Annotated in this window: 19 protein-coding genes; 9 read left to right on the plus strand and 10 right to left on the minus strand. The window is 33.6% G+C overall.

The genetic code is table 11. The annotated features are described in order from the left end of the window. Positions 1 to 209: 209 nt before the first annotated feature. From ACWGOQ_RS17795 to ACWGOQ_RS17805, 3 genes are all read right to left on the minus strand, one after another. Positions 210 to 1,160, minus strand: coding sequence for a D-2-hydroxyacid dehydrogenase (locus ACWGOQ_RS17795; protein WP_452057892.1), 951 nt, complete (start codon positions 1,158 to 1,160; stop codon positions 210 to 212). 57 nt (positions 1,161 to 1,217) lie between these two features. Next, positions 1,218 to 2,282 carry a 3-phosphoserine/phosphohydroxythreonine transaminase gene (gene serC, locus ACWGOQ_RS17800; protein WP_452057891.1) on the minus strand — a complete coding sequence of 355 codons (1,065 nt, stop codon included), beginning with the start codon at positions 2,280 to 2,282 and terminating at the stop codon, positions 1,218 to 1,220. Between the two features lie 126 nt (positions 2,283 to 2,408). Continuing rightward, complete coding sequence (locus ACWGOQ_RS17805) at positions 2,409 to 3,470, minus strand: acyl-CoA reductase (protein ID WP_452057956.1); 1,062 nt, start codon at positions 3,468 to 3,470, stop codon at positions 2,409 to 2,411. A gap of 66 nt (positions 3,471 to 3,536) precedes the next feature. On the opposite strand from ACWGOQ_RS17805, the gene ACWGOQ_RS17810 reads away from it, so the two are divergent. From ACWGOQ_RS17810 to ACWGOQ_RS17825, 4 genes are all read left to right on the plus strand, one after another. Then, the gene (locus tag ACWGOQ_RS17810; RefSeq protein WP_452057890.1) at positions 3,537 to 3,887 is read left to right on the plus strand and encodes a 4Fe-4S dicluster domain-containing protein; all 351 of its coding nucleotides are present in this window, start codon (positions 3,537 to 3,539) and stop codon (positions 3,885 to 3,887) included. A gap of 118 nt (positions 3,888 to 4,005) precedes the next feature. Continuing rightward, the gene (locus ACWGOQ_RS17815; protein WP_452057889.1) at positions 4,006 to 4,614 is read left to right on the plus strand and encodes a putative outer membrane beta-barrel protein; all 609 of its coding nucleotides are present in this window, start codon (positions 4,006 to 4,008) and stop codon (positions 4,612 to 4,614) included. A 111-nt stretch (positions 4,615 to 4,725) separates the two neighbouring features. Further along, positions 4,726 to 5,601, plus strand: a complete 876-nt coding sequence (locus tag ACWGOQ_RS17820; protein ID WP_452057888.1) for an alpha/beta hydrolase — start codon at positions 4,726 to 4,728, stop codon at positions 5,599 to 5,601. Further along, complete coding sequence (locus ACWGOQ_RS17825; protein ID WP_452057887.1) at positions 5,588 to 6,403, plus strand: alpha/beta hydrolase; 816 nt, start codon at positions 5,588 to 5,590, stop codon at positions 6,401 to 6,403. The genes ACWGOQ_RS17820 and ACWGOQ_RS17825 overlap by 14 nt, the downstream gene beginning before the upstream one ends. Positions 6,404 to 6,494: 91 nt before the next feature. Here ACWGOQ_RS17825 and ACWGOQ_RS17830 read toward each other — a convergent pair whose 3' ends face one another. Next, a complete protein-coding gene (locus tag ACWGOQ_RS17830) occupies positions 6,495 to 9,113 on the minus strand; it encodes a TonB-dependent receptor (RefSeq protein WP_452057886.1) in 2,619 nt (872 codons plus the stop codon). Between the two features lie 336 nt (positions 9,114 to 9,449). On the opposite strand from ACWGOQ_RS17830, the gene ACWGOQ_RS17835 reads away from it, so the two are divergent. Next, a complete protein-coding gene (locus ACWGOQ_RS17835; RefSeq protein ID WP_452057885.1) occupies positions 9,450 to 10,796 on the plus strand; it encodes an RICIN domain-containing protein in 1,347 nt (448 codons plus the stop codon). A gap of 121 nt (positions 10,797 to 10,917) precedes the next feature. On the opposite strand, the gene ACWGOQ_RS17840 is transcribed toward ACWGOQ_RS17835, so the two are convergent. Further along, positions 10,918 to 11,469 carry a hypothetical protein gene (locus ACWGOQ_RS17840; protein ID WP_452057884.1) on the minus strand — a complete coding sequence of 184 codons (552 nt, stop codon included), beginning with the start codon at positions 11,467 to 11,469 and terminating at the stop codon, positions 10,918 to 10,920. Between the two features lie 258 nt (positions 11,470 to 11,727). Between ACWGOQ_RS17840 and ychF the strand changes: the two genes are divergently transcribed. The 3 genes from ychF to ACWGOQ_RS17855 all read left to right on the plus strand — a co-directional run bounded on the left by ychF (position 11,728) and on the right by ACWGOQ_RS17855 (position 16,187). Then, on the plus strand, positions 11,728 to 12,822 hold the full coding sequence (gene ychF, locus ACWGOQ_RS17845; protein WP_452057883.1) for a redox-regulated ATPase YchF: 1,095 nt from the start codon (positions 11,728 to 11,730) through the stop codon (positions 12,820 to 12,822). A 130-nt stretch (positions 12,823 to 12,952) separates the two neighbouring features. After that, positions 12,953 to 13,873 carry a DMT family transporter gene (locus ACWGOQ_RS17850; protein WP_452057882.1) on the plus strand — a complete coding sequence of 307 codons (921 nt, stop codon included), beginning with the start codon at positions 12,953 to 12,955 and terminating at the stop codon, positions 13,871 to 13,873. A 124-nt stretch (positions 13,874 to 13,997) separates the two neighbouring features. After that, entirely contained in the window at positions 13,998 to 16,187 is a 2,190-nt protein-coding gene (locus ACWGOQ_RS17855) for a tetratricopeptide repeat-containing hybrid sensor histidine kinase/response regulator (RefSeq protein ID WP_452057881.1), read from the plus strand. A gap of 73 nt (positions 16,188 to 16,260) precedes the next feature. Here ACWGOQ_RS17855 and ACWGOQ_RS17860 read toward each other — a convergent pair whose 3' ends face one another. Both ACWGOQ_RS17860 and ACWGOQ_RS17865 read right to left on the minus strand, forming a co-directional pair. Further along, positions 16,261 to 18,702, minus strand: coding sequence for an alpha/beta hydrolase family protein (locus tag ACWGOQ_RS17860; protein ID WP_452057880.1), 2,442 nt, complete (start codon positions 18,700 to 18,702; stop codon positions 16,261 to 16,263). Between the two features lie 93 nt (positions 18,703 to 18,795). Continuing rightward, positions 18,796 to 19,560, minus strand: a complete 765-nt coding sequence (locus tag ACWGOQ_RS17865) for an alpha/beta fold hydrolase (protein ID WP_452057879.1) — start codon at positions 19,558 to 19,560, stop codon at positions 18,796 to 18,798. A gap of 137 nt (positions 19,561 to 19,697) precedes the next feature. Between ACWGOQ_RS17865 and ACWGOQ_RS17870 the strand changes: the two genes are divergently transcribed. Then, complete coding sequence (locus ACWGOQ_RS17870; RefSeq protein WP_452057878.1) at positions 19,698 to 21,575, plus strand: M61 family metallopeptidase; 1,878 nt, start codon at positions 19,698 to 19,700, stop codon at positions 21,573 to 21,575. 56 nt (positions 21,576 to 21,631) lie between these two features. On the opposite strand, the gene ppk2 (ACWGOQ_RS17875) is transcribed toward ACWGOQ_RS17870, so the two are convergent. The 3 genes from ppk2 (ACWGOQ_RS17875) to ACWGOQ_RS17885 form a co-directional block, all read right to left on the minus strand. Then, positions 21,632 to 22,426, minus strand: a complete 795-nt coding sequence (gene ppk2, locus ACWGOQ_RS17875; protein WP_452057877.1) for a polyphosphate kinase 2 — start codon at positions 22,424 to 22,426, stop codon at positions 21,632 to 21,634. A 3-nt stretch (positions 22,427 to 22,429) separates the two neighbouring features. Then, complete coding sequence (ppk2, locus tag ACWGOQ_RS17880; protein ID WP_452057876.1) at positions 22,430 to 23,275, minus strand: polyphosphate kinase 2; 846 nt, start codon at positions 23,273 to 23,275, stop codon at positions 22,430 to 22,432. A gap of 64 nt (positions 23,276 to 23,339) precedes the next feature. Next, positions 23,340 to 25,058, minus strand: coding sequence for a phytoene desaturase family protein (locus ACWGOQ_RS17885; RefSeq protein ID WP_452057875.1), 1,719 nt, complete (start codon positions 25,056 to 25,058; stop codon positions 23,340 to 23,342). Positions 25,059 to 25,247: the final 189 nt, after the last annotated feature.

Consider the following 25,247-nt stretch of genomic DNA (forward strand, 5'->3'; position numbering starts at 1 on the left):
TAAATTACTCGGTAAACAGATAAACAGTCAATTTGATCGATTAATAACATAAAAAAAACATCCCTACGAATTTCGCAAAGATGTTTTTATAGTTTTTTATTGTTGAAATAAAGCTTAATTCTCTTCGTAGATGAGCCTATATCAAAAAGTTACCTTTTAGCATTACGAGCCAGAGATAATCTTACGAGATAATCAATGTCTTATTTTTACTACTTAAGTATGGATATAATTTGATCTGCAAGTTCCTGACCTATTCTATCCTGTGCTTCTCCTGTAGCTGCACCTATATGAGGTGTTAGCGATATTTTATTATTCATCAAGACTTTAATAGCAGGGGTAGGTTCATTTTCGAAAACATCAAGGCCAGCAAAACTTAATTTACCACTTTCTAAAGCATCTACCAATGCTACTTCATCAATAACTCCACCGCGGGCAGCATTAATTAACCCGGCACCATCTTTCATTTTTTCAATTTCAGCTTTACCAATAGCATATTCTTTTTGTGCAGGAACATGTAATGTGATGAAGTCAGCTTGTTTTAGCACTTCTTCTTTAGTTACAGTTTTTATGTTAAAATTTAAGGATTGTCCATCAAAAAATTCTAAAGGAATAGCTACCTCTTCTATAAATGGATCAAACGCGATTACATTCATACCTGCTCCGATTGCAATTTTAGCAGTAGCCTGTCCTATGCGTCCAATACCTATTACTCCAAGAGTTTTTCCTCTTAATTCTATTCCTGCGGCATATGTTTTTTTAAGATTCTTAAACTTGCTATCACCTTCTAAAGGCATATTTCTGTTAGCATCATGAAGAAAACGTACACTACCATATAGATGAGCAAAAACTAATTCTGCTACGGATCCAGACGATGCTGCAGGTGTATTGATCACGTGCAATCCTTTTTTACGGGCATAAGCAACATCGATATTGTCCATACCAACACCACCTCTTCCGATAACTTTTAGGGAGCTGCAATTATCAATAATATCTGTTCTTACTTTAGTAGCACTACGAACTAATAGTACGTTTATTTCGTTTGTATTAATATAATCTACTAATTGATCCTGAGGAACCGTGGTGGTTAGGACTTGGAATCCAGCTTTTTCAAGCGCGTTAATACCACTTTGTGATACTCCGTCGTTTGCTAATACTTTCATTTTAAAAGTTTTTAGTGTTTATTGTTAATTTTTTTAGATTAATAGTTGGTGGGTTGCTTACGCTTTACGTTCTAAATCACTCATGATGTCTACTAAAGCCGCAACACTTTCTATAGTCATAGCATTGTACATACTTGCTCTGTATCCTCCTACACTTCTATGTCCATTAACACCACTGATTCCTGCTTCTTTCCACATAGCATCAAAGGTTTCTTTAAGGTCTCCGTCTACAAGTGAAAAAGTAGCATTCATCATCGATCTATCTTCTTTTGCAGCAAATCCTTTAAAAAGCGGATTGAGTTCTATTTCAGAATAGATCAGCTTCGCTTTTTTCTCATTTTGCTCTTCAATGGCGGCAATTCCACCTAACTTTTTTAACCACCTTAGTGTTAGCATAGAAGTGTACACAGCAAATACAGGAGGCGTATTGAACATACTGCTCTTGCTTATATGTACTTTATAATCTAACATAGATGGTATATGTCTTTCTATTTTTCCTAGAACATCTTCCTTTACCACTACTAATGTAGTTCCTGCAGGTCCCATATTTTTTTGAGCTCCTGCGTAGATCAAACTAAATTTTGAGAAGTCTAATTGTCTGGAGAAAATATCACTACTCATGTCACACACCAAGGGTGCATTGGTCGTTGGAAAATCTTTGATTTGTGTACCAAAAATAGTATTGTTACTAGTACAATGTAGATAGTCTAAATCAGTGGGCACGGAGTACCCTTTTGGTATGTAATTATAATTTGCGTCTTTAGAAGACGCAACCTCGATCACTTCTCCAAAAATTTTAGCTTCTTTGATTGCCTTATCACTCCAGCTACCAGTATTGATATATCCTGCTTTTGATTGTAATAAGTTATAAGCGGTCATTAGGAATTGAGTACTCGCTCCTCCTTGAAGAAAAAGTACTTTATAGCCTTTGCCTTCTAAGCCCAATAGTTCTAAGGCTAAACTACGAGCCTCTTCCATGACATCCACAAAATCCTTACTACGATGTGAAATTTCCAAAATGGATAACCCGGAGTCGTTAAAATCGATTACAGCCTGGGATGCTTCTTTGAATACTTCTTGTGGTAAAATACAAGGTCCTGCGCTAAAGTTGTGCTTTTTCATCAGTAGTTTTTCTGGTTTTAAATTATTTACTTTCTTGTAACTTTTCGGCTGCTTAAACCGATAAGAAAAAACACCACAAAGGTGCTAATAATCTAATACAATTACATTGTCAAAATGATAAATTATTTAATCAATTTTTGTTAAAAATTCAATAACATCAATATTATCTGCGTAATCTGACAGTGATGGGTGTTGTGTTGTTCCAAAATTGATACTGTTGGAAGAAATATTATCACCAACGATACATTGAATTTCCTCTTTGTCGGTTTCGAGTTTTTTTAATAATTGATCTTTAGAGATGTAGGTTTCATAAAACAGGGTTGCAATAGGAGAACTATAACTTTTATCTTCCTTTAGCATTAGAAATCCATTTTCTAATAACCTAAAATCACTCATTAGATAAACGGTCTTGTTATAATCATAATTATTAGCATATTTTGCTCCTTTTATGATGTCATTGTATGCATACATAGATTTAAAAAACAAGTCGAAGTCATAGTCTTCTGGGACCATAAGCTTAGAAACACTCCTACAACCTAATCCATAATATCTAAAAATATCTTCTCCAAGTGCCTCTAACTGTTCTTTGGATTCATTTCCTGTTAAAACTGCTACAGAATTCCTGTTTTTACGAATAATGTTAGGTTTGTTACCAAAATAATGTTCAAAATAACGAGCAGTATTATTACTACCAGTAGAAATTATTGCATCAAAATAGGCAAATCTTTCTTCAGTAAAAGAAATTCGGCCTTTAAATTCTGGTGCTATAGCAATAAGATAAGATGCCAGATAGGGTAGTAGTTGATTATCGTTTGAAGATTGTTTTACAATTACATGATGACCTGTTATCAATACTGAAATAAAATCGTGAAAACCTACCAGAGGTATATTACCAGCCATGATGATTCCAACTGTTTTGGGTTTTACATTGTTCAGACTGTAGGTAGATAGCCATTGTTCTAAATTGTCTTTGGTTAGTGTTTTACTCCATTGCGTTAATGAAAACAGTATATTTTCTTGGGTAAACCAGCCATTATGATTTTTTGCAGATGTTATTTTTTCAATCATTCCATCAAAAAAATCTTCATTGCGTATGATGTTGTTAACCTTCTCATAACCAGTATTTTTGAATTGACTTAAGAACTTGCCTAATTCAGAAAAAGCCGTAATTCTATCATTTAATCCCATTTCTAATTTGTTTATCACTAGTTTACGAGTTATTTTTGTGATGCAAATTTAGAATAAAAAAGAGCTATGGCAATTATAATAACAGATGAATGTATAAACTGTGGTGCTTGTGAGCCGGAATGCCCGAACACTGCAATTTATGAGGGTGCTGATGATTGGCGCTATGCAGATGGAACTGATTTAGAAGGAGATGTTGTACTTCCAGGAGGGAAAGCCATTAACTCAGACGAGGCTCAGGAACCAATTAGCGACGAGTTATATTATATAGTACCTGATAAATGTACAGAATGTAAAGGTTTTCACGAAGAACCTCAATGTGCTGCGGTGTGTCCTGTAGACTGTTGTGTTCCTGATGAAGATGTTGTAGAAACAGAAGAGTTTTTATTAAAGAAACAAGCATTTATGCACAGAGAATAAGAGAAGCTAATAAAGATAGTTATTAAGAACCTGTCTGTTTAGACAGGTTTTTTTACACTCATTTTTTAAATTTTAGTATTTTCGTCAAGAATTTAACCTCAAATCTAAACATGAAATTATGAAAAAATTACTATTTTTTATTGTATTGGCAACGATCTCAATTACTTCATATGGACAGTACCGTTGGGAAGTTACTGGTGGTCTAACAAACTCAAGCTTGAATATAGAAAATGCTGATAGTAATCGTGGCACTGGTTTTTATTTTAATGCTGGATATGGGTATGTCATGGGAGTTAGAGCTAAAACAAGTGTAGTTTTTTCCGTTGAAATATTACAACGAAACAGTGAAGTTACGCCAAATGTTCCATTTGCTGGAACAGCAGATTTTAAAGCTTTGCAGGTAGGATTTAATCCTAAATTCAGATATTTATTTAATCGTGGTAAAGATCGCTTTAGACCCTTTATTAATGTTGGACCCTCTTTTAGGTTAAATACGAATGTAGAGTTTGGAGGTGTTGATTTAGAATCTGATCAATACGAACAATTAGTGATTGGGGGTGTATATGGATTTGGCTTTTCTCAAATGATAGGAGAGATGTTTGATATCATGTTAGAAGTAGGTGCCATGAATGATTTTACGGATAACTTAGTAGATGTTGATAGTAAGTTTTTTGACATTTATGCTAGAGTAGGTGTTCGTTTTAGAATATATGATGCGAGAAGATAAAATAGATTATACATAAAAGCAAAAATCCTGCTTCGGCAGGATTTTTTTATGTAATTCATTTTAATTTTTTGTAAATTAGATACTTACAAATTCATTTAATGGGATATTAATATGTCAAATTGGGGGTATATAGCAACGATTCTTCTCGGATTTTATATTGTGGCTAGTATTACTTTATACTATCTACAGGAGTATTTTATTTTCAAGCCTGAAAAACTAGATAAAGATTTTGAGTTTCACTATAACAATCAGGTTGTAGAAGAATATAATCTTGAGACACGTGACGGTGCTATTATCAATGGACTTCATTTTAAGGTAGAAAACCCAAAAGGTGTTGTGTTGTATCTTAAAGGAAACTCTAAAAGTATTAAAGGTTGGGGTAAGTTTGCAGTAGATTTTACCCGGCATGGATATGACGTATGTATGCTGGATTATCGTGGTTTTGGTAAAAGTACGGGTAGACGTTCTTTCAAAGCAATCAAAAGAGATCTTCAGTTTGTTTACAATACGTTAAAAGAAAAGGTGGAAGAAAAATATATCATCTTATACGGACGATCAATGGGGTCTGGTTTTGCTACAAAATTAGCCTCCATTAACAATCCTAAAATGCTAATTCTGGACGCTCCTTATTATAGTTTAAGTAAAGTAGCGGCTAAGTTTATACCTTTTATGCCAGTTTCCCTGATCATGAGATATCCCATACCAACTTATAAATGGTTAAAATATGTCAATTGTCCGATTCATATTATCCACGGAACTCATGATAAATTAATTCCTTTTAAATCGAGTATTAAATTATCAAAAATAAAGCCTAAACTTACCCGACTGTACACGGTGATTGGTGGTGGACATAAAAACCTAAATAATTTTGAATCTTACCACAAGATGCTTGGCGAAATTATCAATTCTAAAATGAGAAAAATTAATCTATCTAATACAAGTATTAGTGTTAAGCATGCTGAAAAAAAAGTAAATGTCCAGGCTTAAAAAAGTTCTAACGTGGACATTGATAATATATCTTATGGGATTAGGGGTTTTGAGTTTCTTTCAGCATAAAATTATTTTTCAACCTAAAAAGCTTTCTGAAGATTATACGTTTCAATTCAATCATCCATTTGAAGAGTTTTTTCTCGATACTGATGATGGTGAACGTTTGCATGCTATTCATTTTAAAAACAAAAATCCTAAAGGAGTAATCTTGTATTTCCATGGAAATAAAGGAAATCTATCCAGATGGGGTAAGATAACTACGTATTTTGCAAAGAAGCAGTATGATGTAATCGTTATGGATTATAGAAGTTATGGTAAGAGTACTGGAATGATCACTGAAGAAAAGCTATATCAAGATGCTCAATTATTTTATAACTATACTTTAAAACAATTTTCTGAAGATCAAATAACGGTGTATGGTAGATCCTTAGGGACAGGGATTGCAACAAAAGTTGCCTCAACTCATGACCCTCGTAACCTCATACTGGAAACTCCCTATAATACTATGGAAGAAGTTGCTTCGCATTGGTTACCGATCTTTCCGGTTCAACTAATATTACGGTATAGATTTCCTTCAAAAAAATTTATTCAAAAGGTGCAATGTCCTATTATTATATATCACGGTACAGCTGACGGTGTGGTGCCATACAGCTCGGGCAAAAGGTTGTTTGATAACATACCAATATCAAATAAGCAAATGATAACCATCGAAGGAGGTTCTCATAATAATTTGGTCAAGTTCGAAAGGTATAGAAATACAATTGATAGAGTTTTAGGGAATCCCTCTATTAAAAACTAAATTGCCACCTCGAGCAAAATTTACGAGAGCTTAATATTCTTTACTAAAATAGGACCTCTCGATTTCGCTCGCGGTGACAGTTGTTATTTATTTAGAAATTAAAATCTAGTCTGGTATAATAGTATGCACCACTAAATCCCATTTGTACAGCATCCCAATATCCGCCAGCTTCTGTGTTTCCGTCGTTTTGTTGATCTGGATACTCATTCGTGATATTATTTCCACCAATAGTAATTTTAAGATTCTCGGTTAAATCGTAACCAACCGTAAGATCCGCTGTAATTTTCGCACTATATTCATCTACTTCATCCGCAAAATCTACCAGCGTAATATCGCTAAATCGTGTCAATCCCAATCCGGCATTAAATTTATCTGTGTTATAGTTTAGATTTAAAGCAAATTTACTTCTAGGCGCAGATGCTAATAAGAAAGCCTGTTCTCTTTGCCCAAAAAAGATATCAGGATCCAGATCTGTATTAACAGAAGTGATGTACATATTATTAACATTTCCTGCTATTAAAGCGGATAACGTTCCAAAACTATAATTACTTTTCCAAGAAAGTACAACATCCATACCTACGGTTTCTGTATCAACTCCGTTAGCAAAAAATTGAGCCTCATTGACATTGTCAAAATCAGTAGCTTCAAAAGTACCGGTGAGCACGATACGATCTTTAATATCAATATAGTAACCATCTACAGTGGCAGAGAAATCCCCTAAACTAGCAGTAACACCCAAAGATGCGTTTATCGAAGTTTCTTCTTTTAATCGATCAATCCCGAAAGAAGCAGTTACTGGGCTATTGTTTGGAGATAATAACGTTTCTGTAGCAATACCTCCTTGAAAATCTGTAAATCGAAGATTATAATAGATTTGGGCTAAAGAAGGTGCTCTAAACCCGGTACTTACAGAACCTCTGATGTTAATACTTTCCGAAGCTTTAATTCGCATTGCTAGTTTTCCGTTGATCGTACTTCCAAAATCGCTGTAATTTTCGAATCTGGCTGCACCCGCTAGAAGAAACACATCTGTAATATCTAATTCTGCATCTGTATATAACGAAAGGTTCGATCTGGATCTATCCACTTCGTTAGCAGGACTATATCCCGGAAAACCTTGAGACCCACCAGGTCTTAGTTCACCACTTACCGGATCGATAGGTTGTGTTTGAGTTGCGGGATCCGTAATGGGTAAACCATTTACATCATAAGTTGCATAAGAACCTTCTTCTCCAGCAAATATGATGAAGTTTTCTGTTCTATATTCTGCTCCAAATGCAAGGTTTAATCCTTTGGCTGTTTTAGGATAATATTTAGAGAAGTCTAAATTAAGCGTGTTTTGGCTTAAGCTATGTCCTCCTGCGTCAAACTCTGTGGGCGAATTCTCTTCTAGAGAAGCATTCAGGGTACCTTCAATAAAGTAATGGAAATTATTTTTACCCCAAGTATTACTAAGATCAATTTTCCAACCATTCTCAGTTTCAGTTCGTACACCTGCCGAAATCGAATTATCTATAATATTAGAAGTAATTCTTGGTGTAAAGCCGTTAGGATAAATTTCTGTCACTACACGTTCCCCTCCATTACGAGTAAATGCAAAAGCATCAGTGTCACGATAATTTCTTCCTCCAAAAGCATATAATTCTGTGTTATCAGATAGGGGAACATTAGCATTCACAAAGAAGTTAAATCCGTCAATAGCAGCTTCACCAAAACCCCTCCTAAAATCAAATCCGGGTCTTAGCGTTTTATTTTTGCTTAGGTATTCTGTGGTAAAATTGATGTACCCTTGTTCTCCGACACCAACACCATAATTAGCGGTAACTTTAACGGATCCACCGTCAAAATTTTGATCATCTCCAATGCGGTTTCCATCATTTTCTGTATCAAGACGATTGCCATCAGTATTAGGGGTCCCTTCTAGAAAACTACCTTGAGCATTTGTATTATATACACCGTAGCTTACACTTCCGGTTAGTTCATCAATATTATCCCTTAGGACGATATTGATAACACCCGCAATGGCGTCAGAGCCATATTGTGCTGCGGCGCCATCTCTTAAAATTTCAATTCTTTTAATCGAAGTGGCAGGAATCGTATTAAGGTCGGTTCCAGAATTTCCTCTACCTCTGGTTCCAAAAATATTGATGAGTGATGAGGCATGTCTTCTTTTACCGTTAATTAAAACCAAAGTCTGATCGGGGCCTAAACCTCGTAAACTTGCAGGGTCAATATGGTCAGCTCCATCAGAACCTGATTGCTTGTTGGCATTAAATGACGGAGCAGAATATTGTAATAACTCATTGATTTCTATTTTACCACTTTTAGTAATAATATCCTGCATATCTATAATATCGACAGCTACCGGCGTATCTGTTGCAGTACGCTTAGGACTTCTGGATCCTACAACGACAATGGTGCTAAGAGCTTCACCTTCTAATAAGACGACATCAATTTTATCTCTGGTTCCTACTGAAATTTCCTGAGTCTGAAAACCGACGAAACTAAATACCAGAATTGCATTATCATCTGCTGCAATGGTATAGTTTCCAGCGTCATCAGTGGTAGTACCTGTACCGGAATTTTTCTCCGAAATATTAACAAAAGGTATAGGAGATCCAGTGGTGTCCGTTACTGTTCCTGTGACAATTCGTTGACTAAATCCTATACTAGAGAATAAGCTAAATAAGATAAGTGTGAGTTTTTTCATGTAAATATATTTATTGGTTTAATGAATAAATATATTCAATAAATAATACAATAAACCCTAAATGAAGTTTTTTATTATTGTCTATAATCCACAAGTTTGGAATTAAGGAAGTGTAATTAATTTAAGTGTAATAATCTGTATTAATCAATGCAGAATCCGTTATTTTTAGTGTGTAAAATTATCATTTTAATACAAAAAGTTAAATCTTTTTACGAAAACGTTTGAGTTGTATGAATAAATGACTAATATTGTGAAATCATAATTGGTTAACCAATAATTTTTTTGGACAACCAAATATTTAACACAAATTATATTAACTATTCAAAACAAACAATTATGAAAACTTTTTGTACAAAAAATAATGTATTCTATTTGCATTATTTTTCTAAATTTTTTCTGGTCATTACATTAACTTTAGTAGGGGCTTCTTGCGAAAATGAAGAATTTATTGATTCAGAGAATTCCGTGATCAAAGATGAGAATTCTGAAGTAAAAGCAACACCAGCTATAGGAAAAATTTACACTATAAAAAACCTTAAAAGCGCTCGTACGTTGGATATTACTGGGAAAAGTAATAGTAATGGTGCAAATCTTCAGATATGGGGTACGGATGCTAATACGGGAGCCACTCATCGACAGTGGGAAATAATTTCTGTTGGTAATGGGTATGTTCGGTTAAAAGGTGTGGATAGTGGTAAATCACTTGAGGTATCTAGTGGGAGTAATGCTAATGGAGCTAATGTTCAACAATGGGCATATTACGGTACTACGCACCAACAGTGGCAAATAATTTCTGTTGGTAACGGATATTTCAGGCTTAAAAATAGAGATAGCGGAAAAAGTTTACGAGTAGAAGGAACATCAAATGGAAGCAATGTAGATCAATATGCATACAATGGGTGGGATAGTCAAAAATGGTTTTTCACTGAAGTAGGAGGGACAGTAAATCCACCACCGCCCCCATCAGGAGGAACTGCGGCAAGTATTATAGGAAGCGCTTGGAAACTAAACGGTTTTAGCGGAAGTCTCAATATAGGAAGCAACGATAATGGATTAAATTATGCTGATAACGCAAGTACAAGCGAAAGTCATTTCTTTTTTGAAAATAACGGATACGCAGCTTTTAGATGTTATCCCGGAAATCCAACTTCGGGCGGTTCTTCGAATCCAAGATCAGAACTGAGAGAAAAAGTTAATGGGGGAGATAACTATTGGGATGGAACTACCAATACAGAACATTCCATGAAGTGGAGGTTCAGAGTTGAAGATCTCCCTCCTTCTGGGAAATTATGTTTTGGTCAAATTCATGAAAGAAATGATAATTATGATGATGTAATCCGTGTACAAGTACAAGGTAGTAATGGTCAAAATTCAGGTAGTGTAGATCTTAGAATTTTGGGTTATGTAACCGAGGAAATTGAGGGTAGCGGAAGAACTATTGATTTTGAGATGAACATGGATACAGAATATTATTTTGAGCTAACAATGAGAAATAGTGTAGTAACATTGTATGAATTAAATAATAGCGGTAATAGAGTAAGAAACCTGTTTACCTCTGTTGATATAGGAGACGCAGATGAGAATTATTTCAAAGCAGGATGTTATTTGCAATCTACTAGTAGTAGTCATTCTGGCTCGAATGTATATGGACAAGTATCAATTAAAGAACTAAGTGTTAACTAAAGAGTTTTACATTTCAGATTACTATCGTATGTATTGATATTCGTTTTTGTAGATAGATCAACCACCAAAAAGGCCCAATGTTTTTATTGGGTCTTTTTAATATTTATAAAAAGTATTTAGACTATTTTAATTTATAAGTAACAGATACGATAGCGTCGGTTGCCGAGTCGTAGGTTTCTATAACAAGATTTTTAGCGTTATCAAAATGTCCTAAGTAATTATTATTTTTCCCGCTGTTAATAAGGTAATACCCATTTGATAGAGGTTTTGCTTTTGCTATTTTTTCACCTTTTTCATCAATAAGGGTCACGATATAACCTGTACCGTCTGCAACGCTACTATATATTTTTTGGGTAGACGTTGTGCCTGCATTTTTTATAGATACTTCTTGAGGTGTATACACAGCGGTTCTATTGGTTTCATCGTGCTCCTCATTGGGACTTAGTTTAACTTCACTCTTTTTAGTGATCACTTGTTGCTGTTTAATTACTTTTTCTTCTCCATTAGCACCTTTAATTCTAATTATTTTAGTTACTATTTCTTCAGATGAATTCTCTTTAGCTTTCGAGGCTGTAGACTGTTCTTTTTCTTCTTTTTTCTCCTCGGATTGTGCATAGCTGACAAAAGTGCAGAAGAAAAATAAAATGGTTATTAGGGTACTTGAAGTTTTCATTGATTTATCTATTTAGTGTTATAAAATTACAAAAAAAGTTAAAGAAATGTTTTTCTTGATAAGACTAGGATTATATACTGCAAGTTCTTGATATGACTTTTAGGTGCAATAAATGTTGGTGTTTCTTTTATATAGTTACAAGATATTTTAATTACAATCTCTTTACTTGGTACTTGTATACTATGAGTTAATACTGTTATCTTTGCACTCTCAAAAATTTAGGGCAAATAGTATATTTGTCTTTATAGATCAATACTTATGAAAGCAGGAATAGTTGGATTACCAAATGTTGGAAAATCAACACTTTTTAATTGTTTGTCTAATGCGAAAGCACAAAGTGCTAACTTTCCATTTTGTACAATCGAACCCAATATAGGCGTAGTAAATGTGCCAGATCAGAGATTAGAAAAGCTTGAAGAAATGGTGAATCCAGAGCGTGTTATCCCAGCTACTGTAGAGATTGTTGATATAGCCGGGTTGGTGAAGGGAGCAAGTAAAGGAGAAGGTTTAGGAAATCAATTTTTGGGTAATATCAGGGAGACTGATGCTATTATTCATGTACTTCGATGTTTCGATAATGATAATATAGTGCACGTGGATGGTTCTATAGATCCAATTAGAGATAAAGAAACTATCGATATAGAATTACAGCTAAAAGATTTAGAAACCCTCGAAAAAAAACTGGATAAGATCAAAAGAGCAGCAAAAACCGGTAATAAAGAAGCACAGAAAGAAGAAGCTGTATTGCTAAAATTAAAAGAAGGTTTAGAAGCAGGAAGATCAATTAGAGCAATAGAAATTCCTGAAGATGATCATCTGGCATTTGTAAAACCGTTACAATTTATTACTGATAAACCAGTATTATATGTATGTAATGTAGACGAAAGCGCAGCAGTTAATGGAAATGATCATGTAAAAAGAGTACAAGAAACAGTTGCTTCAGAAAATGCAGAAGTAATTATTTTGGCTGTCGGAACCGAAGCGGATATTACAGAACTAGATGATTATGAAGAAAGACAAATGTTTCTTCAGGATATGGGGTTAGAAGAACCTGGATCTTCTATATTAATTCGAGCGGCATATAGGTTATTAAATCAACAAACATATTTTACTGCTGGCGAAAAAGAGGTGAGAGCCTGGACAATTCCTATCGGTGCCACTGCACCTCAGGCAGCTGGCGTGATTCACACAGATTTCGAAAAAGGATTTATTAGAGCAGAAGTTATAAAGTATGATGATTATGTGTCATATGGAAGTGAAGCCAAAGTAAAAGAGGCAGGAAAGCTAGGAGTAGAAGGAAAAGGCTATGTAGTACATGATGGTGACGTCATGCATTTCTTGTTTAATGTATAAAATCATAGAAAAGAGTTTATCACTTACAAAAACCTCTCGAATGTTCTTTCAAGAGGTTTTTTGTTGTTGGACGTCGTAAATTTTTCATTTCCAAGAAAGTTTAATGAATGATCGTATATAATTTTATACAATGCAAAAATCGAAACCAATCCTTTTAGCAATTGTATTAGCCATAGTTGGTGTCATTCTTTTTTCTGCTAAAGCAGTGATGGTAAAAATGGCTTATAAATACAGTATATCCTCAGAACATTTATTGTTATTCAGGATGTTGTTCGCACTCCCTTTTTATTTAACCATTGCCATAATTGACCAACCCACGAACACCAAAAACATTAATAAAATAGATTATTTCTGGATTATATTTTTTGGTTTTATTGGGTACTATTTAGCAAGTTATTTTGATTTTCTTGGATTGCAATATATAAAAGCAGGTCTGGAACGTATTATTTTATTTGTATACCCTACATTAGTGGTAATCATTTCCAGAATATTTTTAAAAAATAAGATTACCAAAAAACAGTTAATAGCTATATCGATAACATATATTGGGGTACTGATTACTTTTTGGAATGAGCTTCAACAAGACAATACGGATACAACATTAGGAGTTTTATTAATATTTTTAAGTGCCATAACCTATGCTACTTACCTGGTAGGAAGTGGTTGGTTAATCCCCAAGTTTGGGGTTGTCAGATTTACATCATATGTTATGATTGTATCTTCTTTTTGTATTATTTTACAATATTTGTTTTTTGATAGGGGAAACCTTTTAAATTATGAATCAGAAGTGTATGTTTTGGCTATTTTAATGGCTTTTTTTTCTACCATCATTCCATCATATCTTATTTCATATGCCATAGGCAGACTAGGAGCATCAAAAGTAGCTATCATAGGAAGCCTTGGACCAGTATCAACCATTATCCTAGCTTTTTTTCTTCTAAATGAAAGTATATCTGCCTCACAGGTTATTGGCTCTGCTATTGTAATTTTAGGAATTTATAGTGTGACCAGAAACAGTAAAAAAATAAAAGAAAGAGCTAATAATTCTTAGAGTAACTCGATAAAACAAGGGACTTTTTACTTATTTTTCGTAAATTAACCTTAAAGATTGATTATTATTTAAATTTGCTCATATTGTTACATCTTTGAAGATAATCATTTTAATGATATGCATTTTGAGGAAAGTACTATTATCCATATATTTTATATTTACTATTCCTTACTTGGTGTACACGCAGCAAGAATCTAATTTTCCAATTAATGATAGTTTACAATATTTAATTGATACCTCAAATAACCTAACCTTTGAGTATAAGATTAAAGAATCTCTCGAATATGCAATTAAAGCAGCTAATTATGCACATGAGTTAGGCAACGATCATTATAAGTCAGAAGCCTATTATTTAATGGCATATAATTACGAGACACTTGTAGATCATAAAAATGCAGAACAGTATTATAAAAAATCATTAGAATATGCAGAAAAAGCGAATGATTCTTTATTGATATTATGGAATAATAATGGATTAGGCAATGTGTACTCTGATGGATATAAAGATCTCGAAAAATCATTAGTTTTTTATTTTAATGCAACTGAACTAGGTAAATTACTGGATAACTCCCAGGAGTATATGTCCCCTGTAATTAATTTGGCTTGGACTTATGTTGATATCAAAGATTTTGATAAAGCTGCTCCGTATTTAGAGGAAGCAGAAAAATTAGTTATTGAAAACAGGGATATTGAAGGGTATTGTGAAGTTTTTTATCTAAAAGGGAGACTTGCATTGGGTAATAATCAATTCGAAGAAGCTGAAAACTATTTTGAAGAATCTGTAGAAATTGCAGAAAAGCATAATATGTTATTAGAATTGTCTTACCTATATGAAGCTAGAGCTGAGATGCACATAGAAATGGGTAATCCTTTAGAAGCCTATAAGGATATTAAACGATACCAAGATTACAAAGATAAAGTATACAGCAAAGAAAAATTAAAACAAATAGAAGTTGCCAGAGTGAGTTTTAATGTAGATGAGTACAAAAGAGAATTAGAAATAACAAAAACAGAAAAAGAATATCAGGCAAAGATGGCTAAAAACAACAGAATTATTAATATGATTTCTGTAGCTGGGTTAATATTCTTATTTGCTACTGTATTTTTTCTATATCTGGGATATAGATCGAAGAAAAGGCTAAATGATGTGTTGAAAGATAAAAATGCTCAGCTCATAGAAGCAAAGGCAGAAGCTGAAAAACTAACACAGGTAAAATCCCAGTTTATATCTACAGTAAGCCACGAACTAAGAACTCCACTTTATGGAGTAGTTGGAATAACATCTTTGTTACTCGAAGAGGAGGATATATTAGAAAAACATAAACAATTATTAGGTTCCTTAAAGTTTTCTGGAGATTATCTTTTAAACCTGATTAACAATGTACTTCAGATAAGTAAAATAGAATCTAATAAAGTACGACTTGCAAAAACACCAACCAATTTATTTAAGCTTTCACAAAACCTATTAAATTCTTTCGAATATCAGGCAAAAAGTAAAAATAACGAACTTATTCTCGATGTACCTAACGATCTGCCAGACTCTCTTAGCGTAGACTCTCTAAGACTATCAGAAATTTTGATTAACCTGATCGGTAATGCTTCTAAGTTTACCGAAAACGGAAAAATATGGTTGAGAATAAAGATACTTCGTAAAGAAAAAAATAATATTCATATTCGGTATGAAGTTGAGGATAGTGGCGTCGGAATTCCGGAAGATAAAAAAGATTTTGTATTCGAGAAATTTTCACAGGTTGATAGAGAATCGAATAATGTAGAGGGTACCGGTCTCGGTCTTTCTATAGTGAAAAATCTTTTAAAAATGATGAATAGTCAGGTCTTTTTAGAAAGTAATGAAGGAAGAGGTACTAAGTTTTATTTTGATCTTGAACTGGGAATTTTGGAGGAAGGAGAAGAACAAACTACTAATGAACGAAATAATGGAGCTACAAATGTTTATCGTCGCATATTGGTTGCAGAGGACAACAAAATCAATCAAATCGTAACTAAAAATCTTTTAAGTTTAATTGGGTACGATTGTGTGATTGTAGAAAATGGTTTTAATGCTATACAAATGGTAAAGAAAGAAGACTTTGATTTGATCCTTATGGATCTTAACATGCCATATCTAAATGGTAGTGAAGCAACAAAGAGAATCAGGGAATTTGATAAAAAAACACCAATTATAGCATTGACTGCCGCAGAATTAGGAGAAGTGCAAGAAGAATGCCTTGCTATCGGAATGAACGATATTATTAACAAACCCTTAAATAAAAATGATCTAAGGGATATAATCGCAAAAAATCTCCTGCCTTAATAGAGTGGGTTTATATTCTTTTCAAATTAGAGATGGTATCTGATAAATTAATCTGCCAGACACCATCATCAAGTTAATTTGTCTCTTCAGAGACAGGTGTTTTTCGGTTTTTAACATATTTTTCAAGCCATTGATCTTGCTCCCACAAAAGATGAAGAATAGACTCTTTTGCTCTATATCCATGACTTTCTTTGGGTAGCATAATGAGTCTGGCAGTGGCTCCCAAACCTTTTAAAGCATTAAAATAGCGTTCACTTTGCAATGGATAGGTTCCCGAATTATTATCAGCTTTTCCATGGATAAGTAGAAGAGGAGTTTTCATTTTATCGGCGTGCATAAATGGTGACATCGTATAATAAACCTCTGGAGCTTCCCAATAACTTCTTTCCTCACTCTGGAAACCAAATGGAGTTAATGTCCTATTATAAGCACCACTTCTTGCGATGCCAGCTGCAAAAAGATTAGAATGAGATAATAAATTTGCCGTCATAAATGCTCCATAAGAATGTCCTCCTACTGCAACCCGGTCTCTATCGATATATCCTAGGTTATCAACAGCATCAATTGCAGCTTTTGCATTGGATACTAATTGTTTTCTGAAGGAATCATTTGGTTCTTCTTCACCTTCTCCTACAATAGGAAAAGAGGCATCGTCAAGTACTACATAACCTCTGGTGATCCAATAGATCATGGAGCCCCAGAATGGATATGTAAATTCATTGGGATTGGATGTCGACTGAGATGCACTTTTTTTATCTTTAAATTCTTCTGGATACGCCCATAAGATCATAGGCATTTTCTCCTTTTTGGTTTTATCATACCCAATAGGTAAATACAATGTGCCAGATAATTCTAATCCATCATCTCGTTTATATTTGATAACTTCTTTATGTACATCTTGTAGCGCAGCAAAGGGATTAGCAAAATTAGTAATTTGTTTTACTTCGTCCTTAACGTTTATATTTCTTATATAATAGTTTGGGTATTCGCTCGAAGATTCAATTCGAACAAGAAATTCTCCTTTTTCTAGGTTAGTAGCAAAATAAATATTCTCTATTTTATCAGTATAAGAAGATTTATAAACTCTTTTTGTTGTGTTACTTTCTAAATTTAATTGATCAATAAAAGGGAATTGTCCTTCTTGACTATAACCATCGCCTGTAAGGTATACTTTCCCCATATTAATAGCAACTATTGAACGTCCAAATTCGTTTCTTACCGTTACAAAATTTCCAGGATCACTATACCTATCCTGATAATTTCTGTCATGTATTATCTTTGGAGTTTCAGAAGGGTTATTTGGATTAAAAATATACGTTTTAGTGTTCCTAGTATTCCACCAATAATCATATACAAATGCTATTTCTTTGTTATTACTCCATTGTATACTATTATATCTATTTATTGTTTTTAATAAAGATACTGGTTTACCATCAAAAGGTGCATCTTGTTGAAAAACTTCATCTCGAAATTTAACTTCGATATCTGGGTCTCCTTTATCCAAAGCTTCAGCCCAAACTATGGTTGACGGCTTATCTGTTCTCCAACTGATAGCTCTTTTTCCAATTCTTGTGGCCATAAACCCTTTAGGGCGCACTTCATCAATCGGAACTTTATTAATAGTTTTCAAGGTTTCTCCAGAACTCTTGTAAATAGTAGTTTCTTGAGGAAAACGATAGTAAGGAACCAAGTAAGAAAAAGGTTTCTTTATTTCCGTAATCATTACATAGTTTCCATCTGGAGAAAAAGAGTAATTACGAATCATTCCAACTTTTACCCATGATTTTTTAGTTCCGTCAAGGCTTACTTTAAAGATCTCTGAAGTAGCTAATTGTTCAAAATTATATTCATCATTTGGGTTTTTTAATAAATCCTGATAGGTTCTGTTTTGTGCTTTTGTACCTTCACTTGTGGAGATGACAGGACCTGATGGAATAGCTTTATCTACGTTAATCAAATCTTTTTTCTGTTTAGGCAGGAACTTTACTAATAAGGCTTCATTATCTTTAAACCATCTAAAAGGGGATCCTATATTAGCATTTAAAGTAGCATCAGTTATTTTAGTTGCTTTATTACTTTTGATATCTAGGACCCATAGTTCAACTCCATTAGAACTTGTATTAGTAAATGCTGCTTTAGTCTGATCGGGAGACCAAGAAATATTAGAAATTCTAGGGTTTTCAGGAAGCCCTATTACTTGCACAGGTTCGCTATCTATCGATTTTGTTTTTATATTATTATAGTAGTTTGTACGACTAGAAATATTGGTTTTTGGATTAATTCTCAACCCTGCCAGTCGCATTTCTTTTTCTGATAATTCTGCTATAGTCTTGTAGCCATCTCGATAAAGAAAAATTATATGCTCTCCTTTTTGATCAATTCGTATAGATGGTGCTAGCGACACATCTACCAAGTCTAAAATTTCTTTTACAGGTTTTTGATACTCTAAATTTTCCTGAGCGTATACGACTGAGCTAAGAAAGAGTATAATCAAAAATGATTTGATGAATTTCATGATTTTTTAAATTTTATGTGAGTTTTCAAAAATAGATATTTATTATTTTAAACAGTCAGATTCAATTTTTTTGAGGAAAATACTAACACAAATTCATAAATTTAGGATAAAATCCATAGTTTTTTCAATAACGATATCGGCAGCTTCCTTATGTGGAGTATGTCCCGTATTAGGAATGATAAGTGATTCAGACTTGCCCAAAGTTTTTTTGGTAATACTATAAACCTGATCTAAAGTGCCGTATTCGTCTTTTTCACCTTGTATAATTAAGGACGGGCATTGTATCCTCCCGAGATAATTCTCTATATTCCAATCTATAAAAGATCGAGAAAGCCAAGTTTCTGTCCACATCCTAAATACATTTTCTGTTTTATCACCGTGATATTTAGTTAGTTTTTTCTTTAAAGAAGTAGTTTCATAAGCTATTTTAGCATTTCGTATACCTTCCAGTGTTTCTTTTTCTACAAAAACATGTGCTCCTTCTGTAATAATTCCTTTTATTTTTTTTGGGTATAAACTGGCTGCTAATAATGCAATACTTCCACCATCACTATGACCAAAAAGAATTACATTTTTTAGTGCTAATTGATTTATTAGTTCAACTAGTATACCTGCTTCGTTACGAAGGTACTCTTTGTTTCTTTTTAATTCAGAGAAGTCATCTGATTTACCATAACCCTGACGATCATACGAAAGAATATTACCATTTGTTGATGCACCTATTTTTTGAGGAAAATCCCTCCAAAGTTCGATTGAACCTAAAGAGTCGTGCAAAAATATAATGGTCGGTTTTGAAGAATCAAACAATGCTGGATTCTCAGAAAGTCGTATTCGATGTGCGTTAATTAAAATATCCAAAAGTGATATGTGTAAGTAAATAATAGCCAAAAATAGGTTAAAGTCTATACAAATTATATATTTTGCAGGATCAAAATTGTAACACCCATTAATTTTTTGCGTCTAGCAAAGTAAACAAAAGAAAATAATTGAAATACATGAAGAATACCTTAATGATAGTACTCATAGGATTGGTACTAATAGGATGTGGATCTATAAACAATGCAAATGATATTGCTTCAAATACACCAATAGCTACAGCAGTAGATTTAACTGAGATAAAAGATGATAAAGTTCCTGTTGTAATCAATCCAGGACGGTTTATACAAGACACGGTAAAATATTTTCTTCCTAAAGTAGTACAAGGAACTTATGCTGTTAGTGATTTTGGAAAGTTTGTGGATGGTTTTAGAGCGCTTGATTATAACGGGGTAGAGTTGCCAAGTGAGAAATTAGATGCCAATACCTGGATTATTACTAACGCTAAGCAATTGGATAAAATCGTCTATCAGGTTAATGATACATATGACATCGAAAACACTGGTGAGAGTGCTCCTTTTTCACCATCGGGTACGAATATAGAGCCAGATAATTTTGTATTGAATCTTCACGGCTTTATAGGATATTTTGATGTATTAAAAAACAATCAATATGCGTTAGAAGTAAAAGCACCTACTGCAATGCAGCGAACTTCTGCTTTACAAAAAGTAGGATTTGAGGCAAGTGAAGACGGAAGTATTACTACTGATAAGTATTTTGCTACGAGGTATTTTGATATTACAGATAATCCCATGATGTATGGTAAATTGGATGTAGAAGAGTTCGAAGTAGGTGGTATAAAGATTGTTTTAAGTGTATATTCTCCTAATAAAGTATACACTGCAGCAGGAATTAAAGAAACGGTTTTTAAGATGATGAAGGCTCAGAAAGCATATTTGGGAGATATAGACAGTACTCCTAGATATGATATCTATTTATATCTTGCTCCTCAAACAGCGTCTGCACCAACAGGTTTCGGAGCACTCGAACATCATACTTCTACTGTAGTAGTATTACCAGAAGCAATTCCAGAAGACGCTTTAACATCTGCTATGATTGACGTCGTTTCTCATGAGTTTTTTCATATAGTAACACCATTAAGCGTGCATTCTGAGGATGTTCATTATTTTGATTATAATGATCCAACTTTTTCTAAACATTTATGGATGTATGAAGGAGTCACTGAATATTTTGCAAGTGTTTTTCAGGTAAATCAAGATTTAGTCCCAGAGGAAGAATTTTATACTAAAATGATGAGTAAGATTGAGTCTGCCAGTATGTTTGATGATGCTATGAGTTTTACGGTCATGAGCGAGAATATACTAAACGAACCCTATGCTAAGAATTATGCAAATGTTTATGAAAAAGGTGCATTAATTGGGATGTGTATTGATATTTTAATGAGAGAAGAAAGTGAAGGTAACCGAGGCATTTTGTCACTTATGAAAGAGCTGTCTTTGAAATATGGAAAAAACAAACCCTTTGAAGATGATAAGATTATTGAAGAAATTACAGCTATGACATACCCATCAGTTGGTGATTTTTTACAGACGTATGTAGTAGGTGACACCCCAATTAATTATAATGACTTTTTTCAAAAAGTAGGACTTTCTATAGGAACTAAAGACATCGAAACCGATTATGTTAGAAACGGTAGTGCAATAATTGTCGGTGGTGATCAGGATAAGGGTACTATTTTCTTTACGGAATTAGTAAACGAAAATAGTTTTTGGGCGGATAACGGAGTAAAACCATACGATGTTATTAGAGAAATTAATGGAACAGAATTAACCTTATTAAATGCCAATGCCATATTGCAAAAAACACTACAATGGAAAGAAGGTGATAATATAGTGGTAACATTAGATAGAGCAGGAGAGGAGATTGTAATAGATACTAAGCTTACTAAATCTTTCACCAAAGGAGAAGCCTTAACTCCGGTTGAGAATCCGACTAAAGAACAATTAGCATTAAGAAATGCTTGGTTAAAGGGATAGATCAAAATAACAACAAATAGTAGTAAATAAAAAATGGGTGTTTAAACGCCCTTTTTTTATTTGGTATAAGGAATTTTATCCAGCACATATTGGATTGCTTCAACTCTTGCTTTGGTCTTTTTGTCGGCTTCAATAATGATCCAGGGACAAATTTTTGTGTTCGTGTACTCAAACATCTTTACTTTGTATTTTGTATACTCATCCCATAACTCCTGAGCTTTTTCATCTACAGTAGTCATTTTCCACCTTTTTAGAGGGCTGGTTTTTATATCGTTAAATCTTCGGGCTTGTTCACCTTTGGTGATGGAAAAATAAAATTTTATTAAGTAAGTATCTGATTCTAATAACATCCTTTCAAAATCATTTACCTGACCCATAAAGGTATTATACTGATCCTGTGTACAAAAATCATTGACTGGTTCTACAACCGCCCGATTGTACCAACTACGATCAAAAAAAACAATTTCTCCAGGTTGAGGTAGTTGATTTATATACCGTTGAAAATACCATTGTCCTTCTTCTTCCTTTGAAGGCTTTGGCAGCGCAATAATTCTAAACTGTCTTGGGTTGATATGAGCAGTCATTCTCCGTATGGCACCTCCTTTTCCTGCAGCATCTCGACCTTCAAAAAGTATAACAATTTTCTTTTCATTTTTAGCAGTCCATTCTTGTAATTTGATAAGCTCTGCTTGTAACCCTTTAAGCTCGTTCTCATATTTAGTCATACGAATTACTTTTTCTAAATCAGGTTTTTTATCAGCAAAAAGATATTTTAAACCAATTTTAGAATTAATAAATGCTACATCTTCATCTGACAGATGTATCTTTTTTTGTTTATGGGTTACTGACATATGCTAAATATCTATTTGTTCTATATATCTGTAGTATCGTAACATAACATTGGGGTCTGGTAGAATAGTGGTTTTTGCTTTTGTCTTACCAAGATAATCAAATTGGGAAAGTAGGTAACGTATGCTCTCTAATCTTGCGGTTTTTTTATTGTTCGTTTTCACAATAATCCAAGGACTAAAAGTGGTATGCGTTTTTGAGAACATCTGTTCTTTGTAATGTGTGTATTTATCCCATAGATTTTGTCCTTCCAGATCGACTGGACTAAACTTCCATATTTTAAGCGGATTTTTTAATCTTGCATCAAAACGCTTTTTCTGCTCGTCTTTAGAAATAGAAAACCAAAATTTTATTACAATAATACCATCTTCATACAGCATATGCTCAAACTCTGGGACTTGTACCATAAATTTTTTATATTGTTTATGAGAGCAAAAGCCCATTACAGGTTCTACAACAGCTCTGTTATACCAACTACGATCAAAAAAAACAATTTCACCAGGGTTTGGTAATTCTTTTATATATCTTCTGAAATACCATTGCCCTTTTTCAATCTCAGTAGGTTTAGCCAAAGCAACAATTCGCATGGAACGAGGGTTCAAATGTTCTGTAAAACGTTTTATAGCACCTCCTTTACCAGCAGCATCTCTTCCTTCAAAAATTACGGCAACTCGTAGTTTCTTTTTAGCGATCCAATTCTGAAAGCTTACCAGTTCTGCTTGTAGCGCTCTAAGTTCTTCATCATATCTTATATCGGATAATATCTTATGTACATCAATATTTTTTTGATGTGCTATATCAATAAGCTGTTTCCGTTTTTGAATTTTACTTAATTCTTCTATCGTAAACATGTTTGGTTTGGTTTATTTTGGATTGGTTATCATCATAAAGATAAAAGAATATTCTAATTTTATATTATTCTGTTTCTGAAAATCCATCCACACCAGCGGCAAGTCTATTTCTTTTTACTTCTATTTTTTTATGCATCCATTCGGGGTAATCAGTATCATCTTCTGCTTCGTAAATACGAATGTTTTGAGAGTCGTCTGGTTGTATGAGATCTTCTTGTGTGCAATTAAGTATTTTTGCAGCAGTTTCTACACCAGAGTATCCAGCGCCCGCGACTCCATGAGATAAAACACTGGCTCCACATAAATATAGGTTTTCGATTTCACTTTTTGATTTGTACGAAAAAGGCCCGATTTGCCAAAAACTTTTTTCTGTTCCATATACACAACCATTCGTAGAATTGATGTAGTATTCATTGGTAATAGGGGTTCCTAATTCTTTTTGAACAATTTTATCGTCAATTCCGGGAACCACTTTTTCTAAAGTTCTAATCATTTTTTTAGTCAAATGATCTTTAAAATCCAGATATTCTTTTGATCGGTCATTTCCTTCATTTTTAAATTTGTCGAAAGATTTATGATTGATATAGGTAATGGCTTCTATTGTATGATACCTACCATCAAAACTAATAGGATCTTTTAAAGTTGTACAGCTAATAAACATTCCTGGAAATGTATCGCCTTCGAGTATATCTATTTTTTGAGTTTCTTCAAATAGTACATCAAGATCTTCGTATTGCATCATCCATATATTACCAGAGTCTAAACCAGCTTTGCGCATGTCCATATCCACAGTTAGAAAAAGCATTAACGAAGTACAAGAATATTTGGTTTTAGCAAGGCGTTTATTTAATTTGTGACTGATGTTTTCTTGTCCAACTAATTCAAGAAAAGTTTTGCCGGGGTCAGCATTAGAGACAATACGTTTAGCGAAAATTTTTTCACCAGTATCTAGTTCTACACCAATAGCTTTCTTTTTTTTATCACCTTCCAGTAAAATTCTTTTTACGTTTTGACTTGTTCTTATTTCCGCTTTATGTTTTTTAAGCGCATTTGTCATTGCTTTCACCAGAGCACCACCACCGCCAACCGGATAAAATCCACCACTAGAGTAATGCCCCATAACTGCAGCGTGCAAAGGAAAACTAGCTTTTGAAGGAGGCAGTCCATGATCTCCTATTTGTATATTTAAAACTGCTTTTAGCAACGGGCTTTTAATATGTTTTTTTATAACTTTCCTCAAACTAAAAACACTATACTTACCCATATTCTTAGTACGAAAAGGTATGGTAAGATGTGCCCAAAACCCTTTTACTTTAGGAATTAATTGTAGTTCATAGCTAACAGCACTTACTAGTTTTAAATATTTGATTATTCCTTTTTTTTCATCTGGAAATAATTCGGCTAATGTTTCCTTTATATTTTCATATCCTGCAGGCATATCGATACGTTCCTCACCAATCCAACAATGCTCATAGGCTTTAGGGTTCATCCTAAAAAACGAAATATCATTAGCAATACCAAGTCCTTCATATAGGGCACAAGTGGATTCTCCTTTGTTTAACAAACCGATATAGTGTACTCCCGGTGTAAAACGATATCCGTTAAGATAAAAACTATGACACCATCCTCCAGGTACATCGTGCTGTTCTAATACCAATACGTTTTGACCAGCACGTGCCAGACATATAGCAGCAGATAGTCCACCCGCTCCTGACCCGATTATTATAGTATCATATTCTATGTTTTTAAAAGGAGTAAGTTTTGCATGATTTTCTTTTTCCATAAACTATAATAGTGGTTTTCAAAACTTATTTTTGTTAGCAGTTTTTTGTTAAAGATATTATTTTTTTATGATAGCCAATGTTGTGGTGACAGGTTTATATTATTTCTTATTGTGCAAAATAAGGTTTCTTTCATAGTATCTATACGATGGATGGTTTGAAGTTTCTTCAAGTTTCTTTAATTTATTACC

The organism is Aquimarina ulvae, assembly GCF_053613295.3.

What these genes read in the sequence shown, in the direction of transcription:
- ACWGOQ_RS17795 (WP_452057892.1), bottom strand. Translation starts at nt 1,160, where the DNA reads ATGAAAGTATTAGCAAACGACGGAGTATCACAAAGTGGTATTAACGCG.
- serC (WP_452057891.1), bottom strand. Translation starts at nt 2,282, where the DNA reads ATGAAAAAGCACAACTTTAGCGCAGGACCTTGTATTTTACCACAAGAA.
- ACWGOQ_RS17805 (WP_452057956.1), bottom strand. Translation starts at nt 3,470, where the DNA reads ATGGGATTAAATGATAGAATTACGGCTTTTTCTGAATTAGGCAAGTTC.
- ACWGOQ_RS17810 (WP_452057890.1), top strand. Translation starts at nt 3,537, where the DNA reads ATGGCAATTATAATAACAGATGAATGTATAAACTGTGGTGCTTGTGAG.
- ACWGOQ_RS17815 (WP_452057889.1), top strand. Translation starts at nt 4,006, where the DNA reads ATGAAAAAATTACTATTTTTTATTGTATTGGCAACGATCTCAATTACT.
- ACWGOQ_RS17820 (WP_452057888.1), top strand. Translation starts at nt 4,726, where the DNA reads ATGTCAAATTGGGGGTATATAGCAACGATTCTTCTCGGATTTTATATT.
- ACWGOQ_RS17825 (WP_452057887.1), top strand. Translation starts at nt 5,588, where the DNA reads ATGTCCAGGCTTAAAAAAGTTCTAACGTGGACATTGATAATATATCTT.
- ACWGOQ_RS17830 (WP_452057886.1), bottom strand. Translation starts at nt 9,113, where the DNA reads ATGAAAAAACTCACACTTATCTTATTTAGCTTATTCTCTAGTATAGGA.
- ACWGOQ_RS17835 (WP_452057885.1), top strand. Translation starts at nt 9,450, where the DNA reads ATGAAAACTTTTTGTACAAAAAATAATGTATTCTATTTGCATTATTTT.
- ACWGOQ_RS17840 (WP_452057884.1), bottom strand. Translation starts at nt 11,469, where the DNA reads ATGAAAACTTCAAGTACCCTAATAACCATTTTATTTTTCTTCTGCACT.
- ychF (WP_452057883.1), top strand. Translation starts at nt 11,728, where the DNA reads ATGAAAGCAGGAATAGTTGGATTACCAAATGTTGGAAAATCAACACTT.
- ACWGOQ_RS17850 (WP_452057882.1), top strand. Translation starts at nt 12,953, where the DNA reads ATGCAAAAATCGAAACCAATCCTTTTAGCAATTGTATTAGCCATAGTT.
- ACWGOQ_RS17860 (WP_452057880.1), bottom strand. Translation starts at nt 18,702, where the DNA reads ATGAAATTCATCAAATCATTTTTGATTATACTCTTTCTTAGCTCAGTC.
- ACWGOQ_RS17870 (WP_452057878.1), top strand. Translation starts at nt 19,698, where the DNA reads ATGAAGAATACCTTAATGATAGTACTCATAGGATTGGTACTAATAGGA.
- ppk2 (WP_452057877.1), bottom strand. Translation starts at nt 22,426, where the DNA reads ATGTCAGTAACCCATAAACAAAAAAAGATACATCTGTCAGATGAAGAT.
- ppk2 (WP_452057876.1), bottom strand. Translation starts at nt 23,275, where the DNA reads ATGTTTACGATAGAAGAATTAAGTAAAATTCAAAAACGGAAACAGCTT.
- ACWGOQ_RS17885 (WP_452057875.1), bottom strand. Translation starts at nt 25,058, where the DNA reads ATGGAAAAAGAAAATCATGCAAAACTTACTCCTTTTAAAAACATAGAA.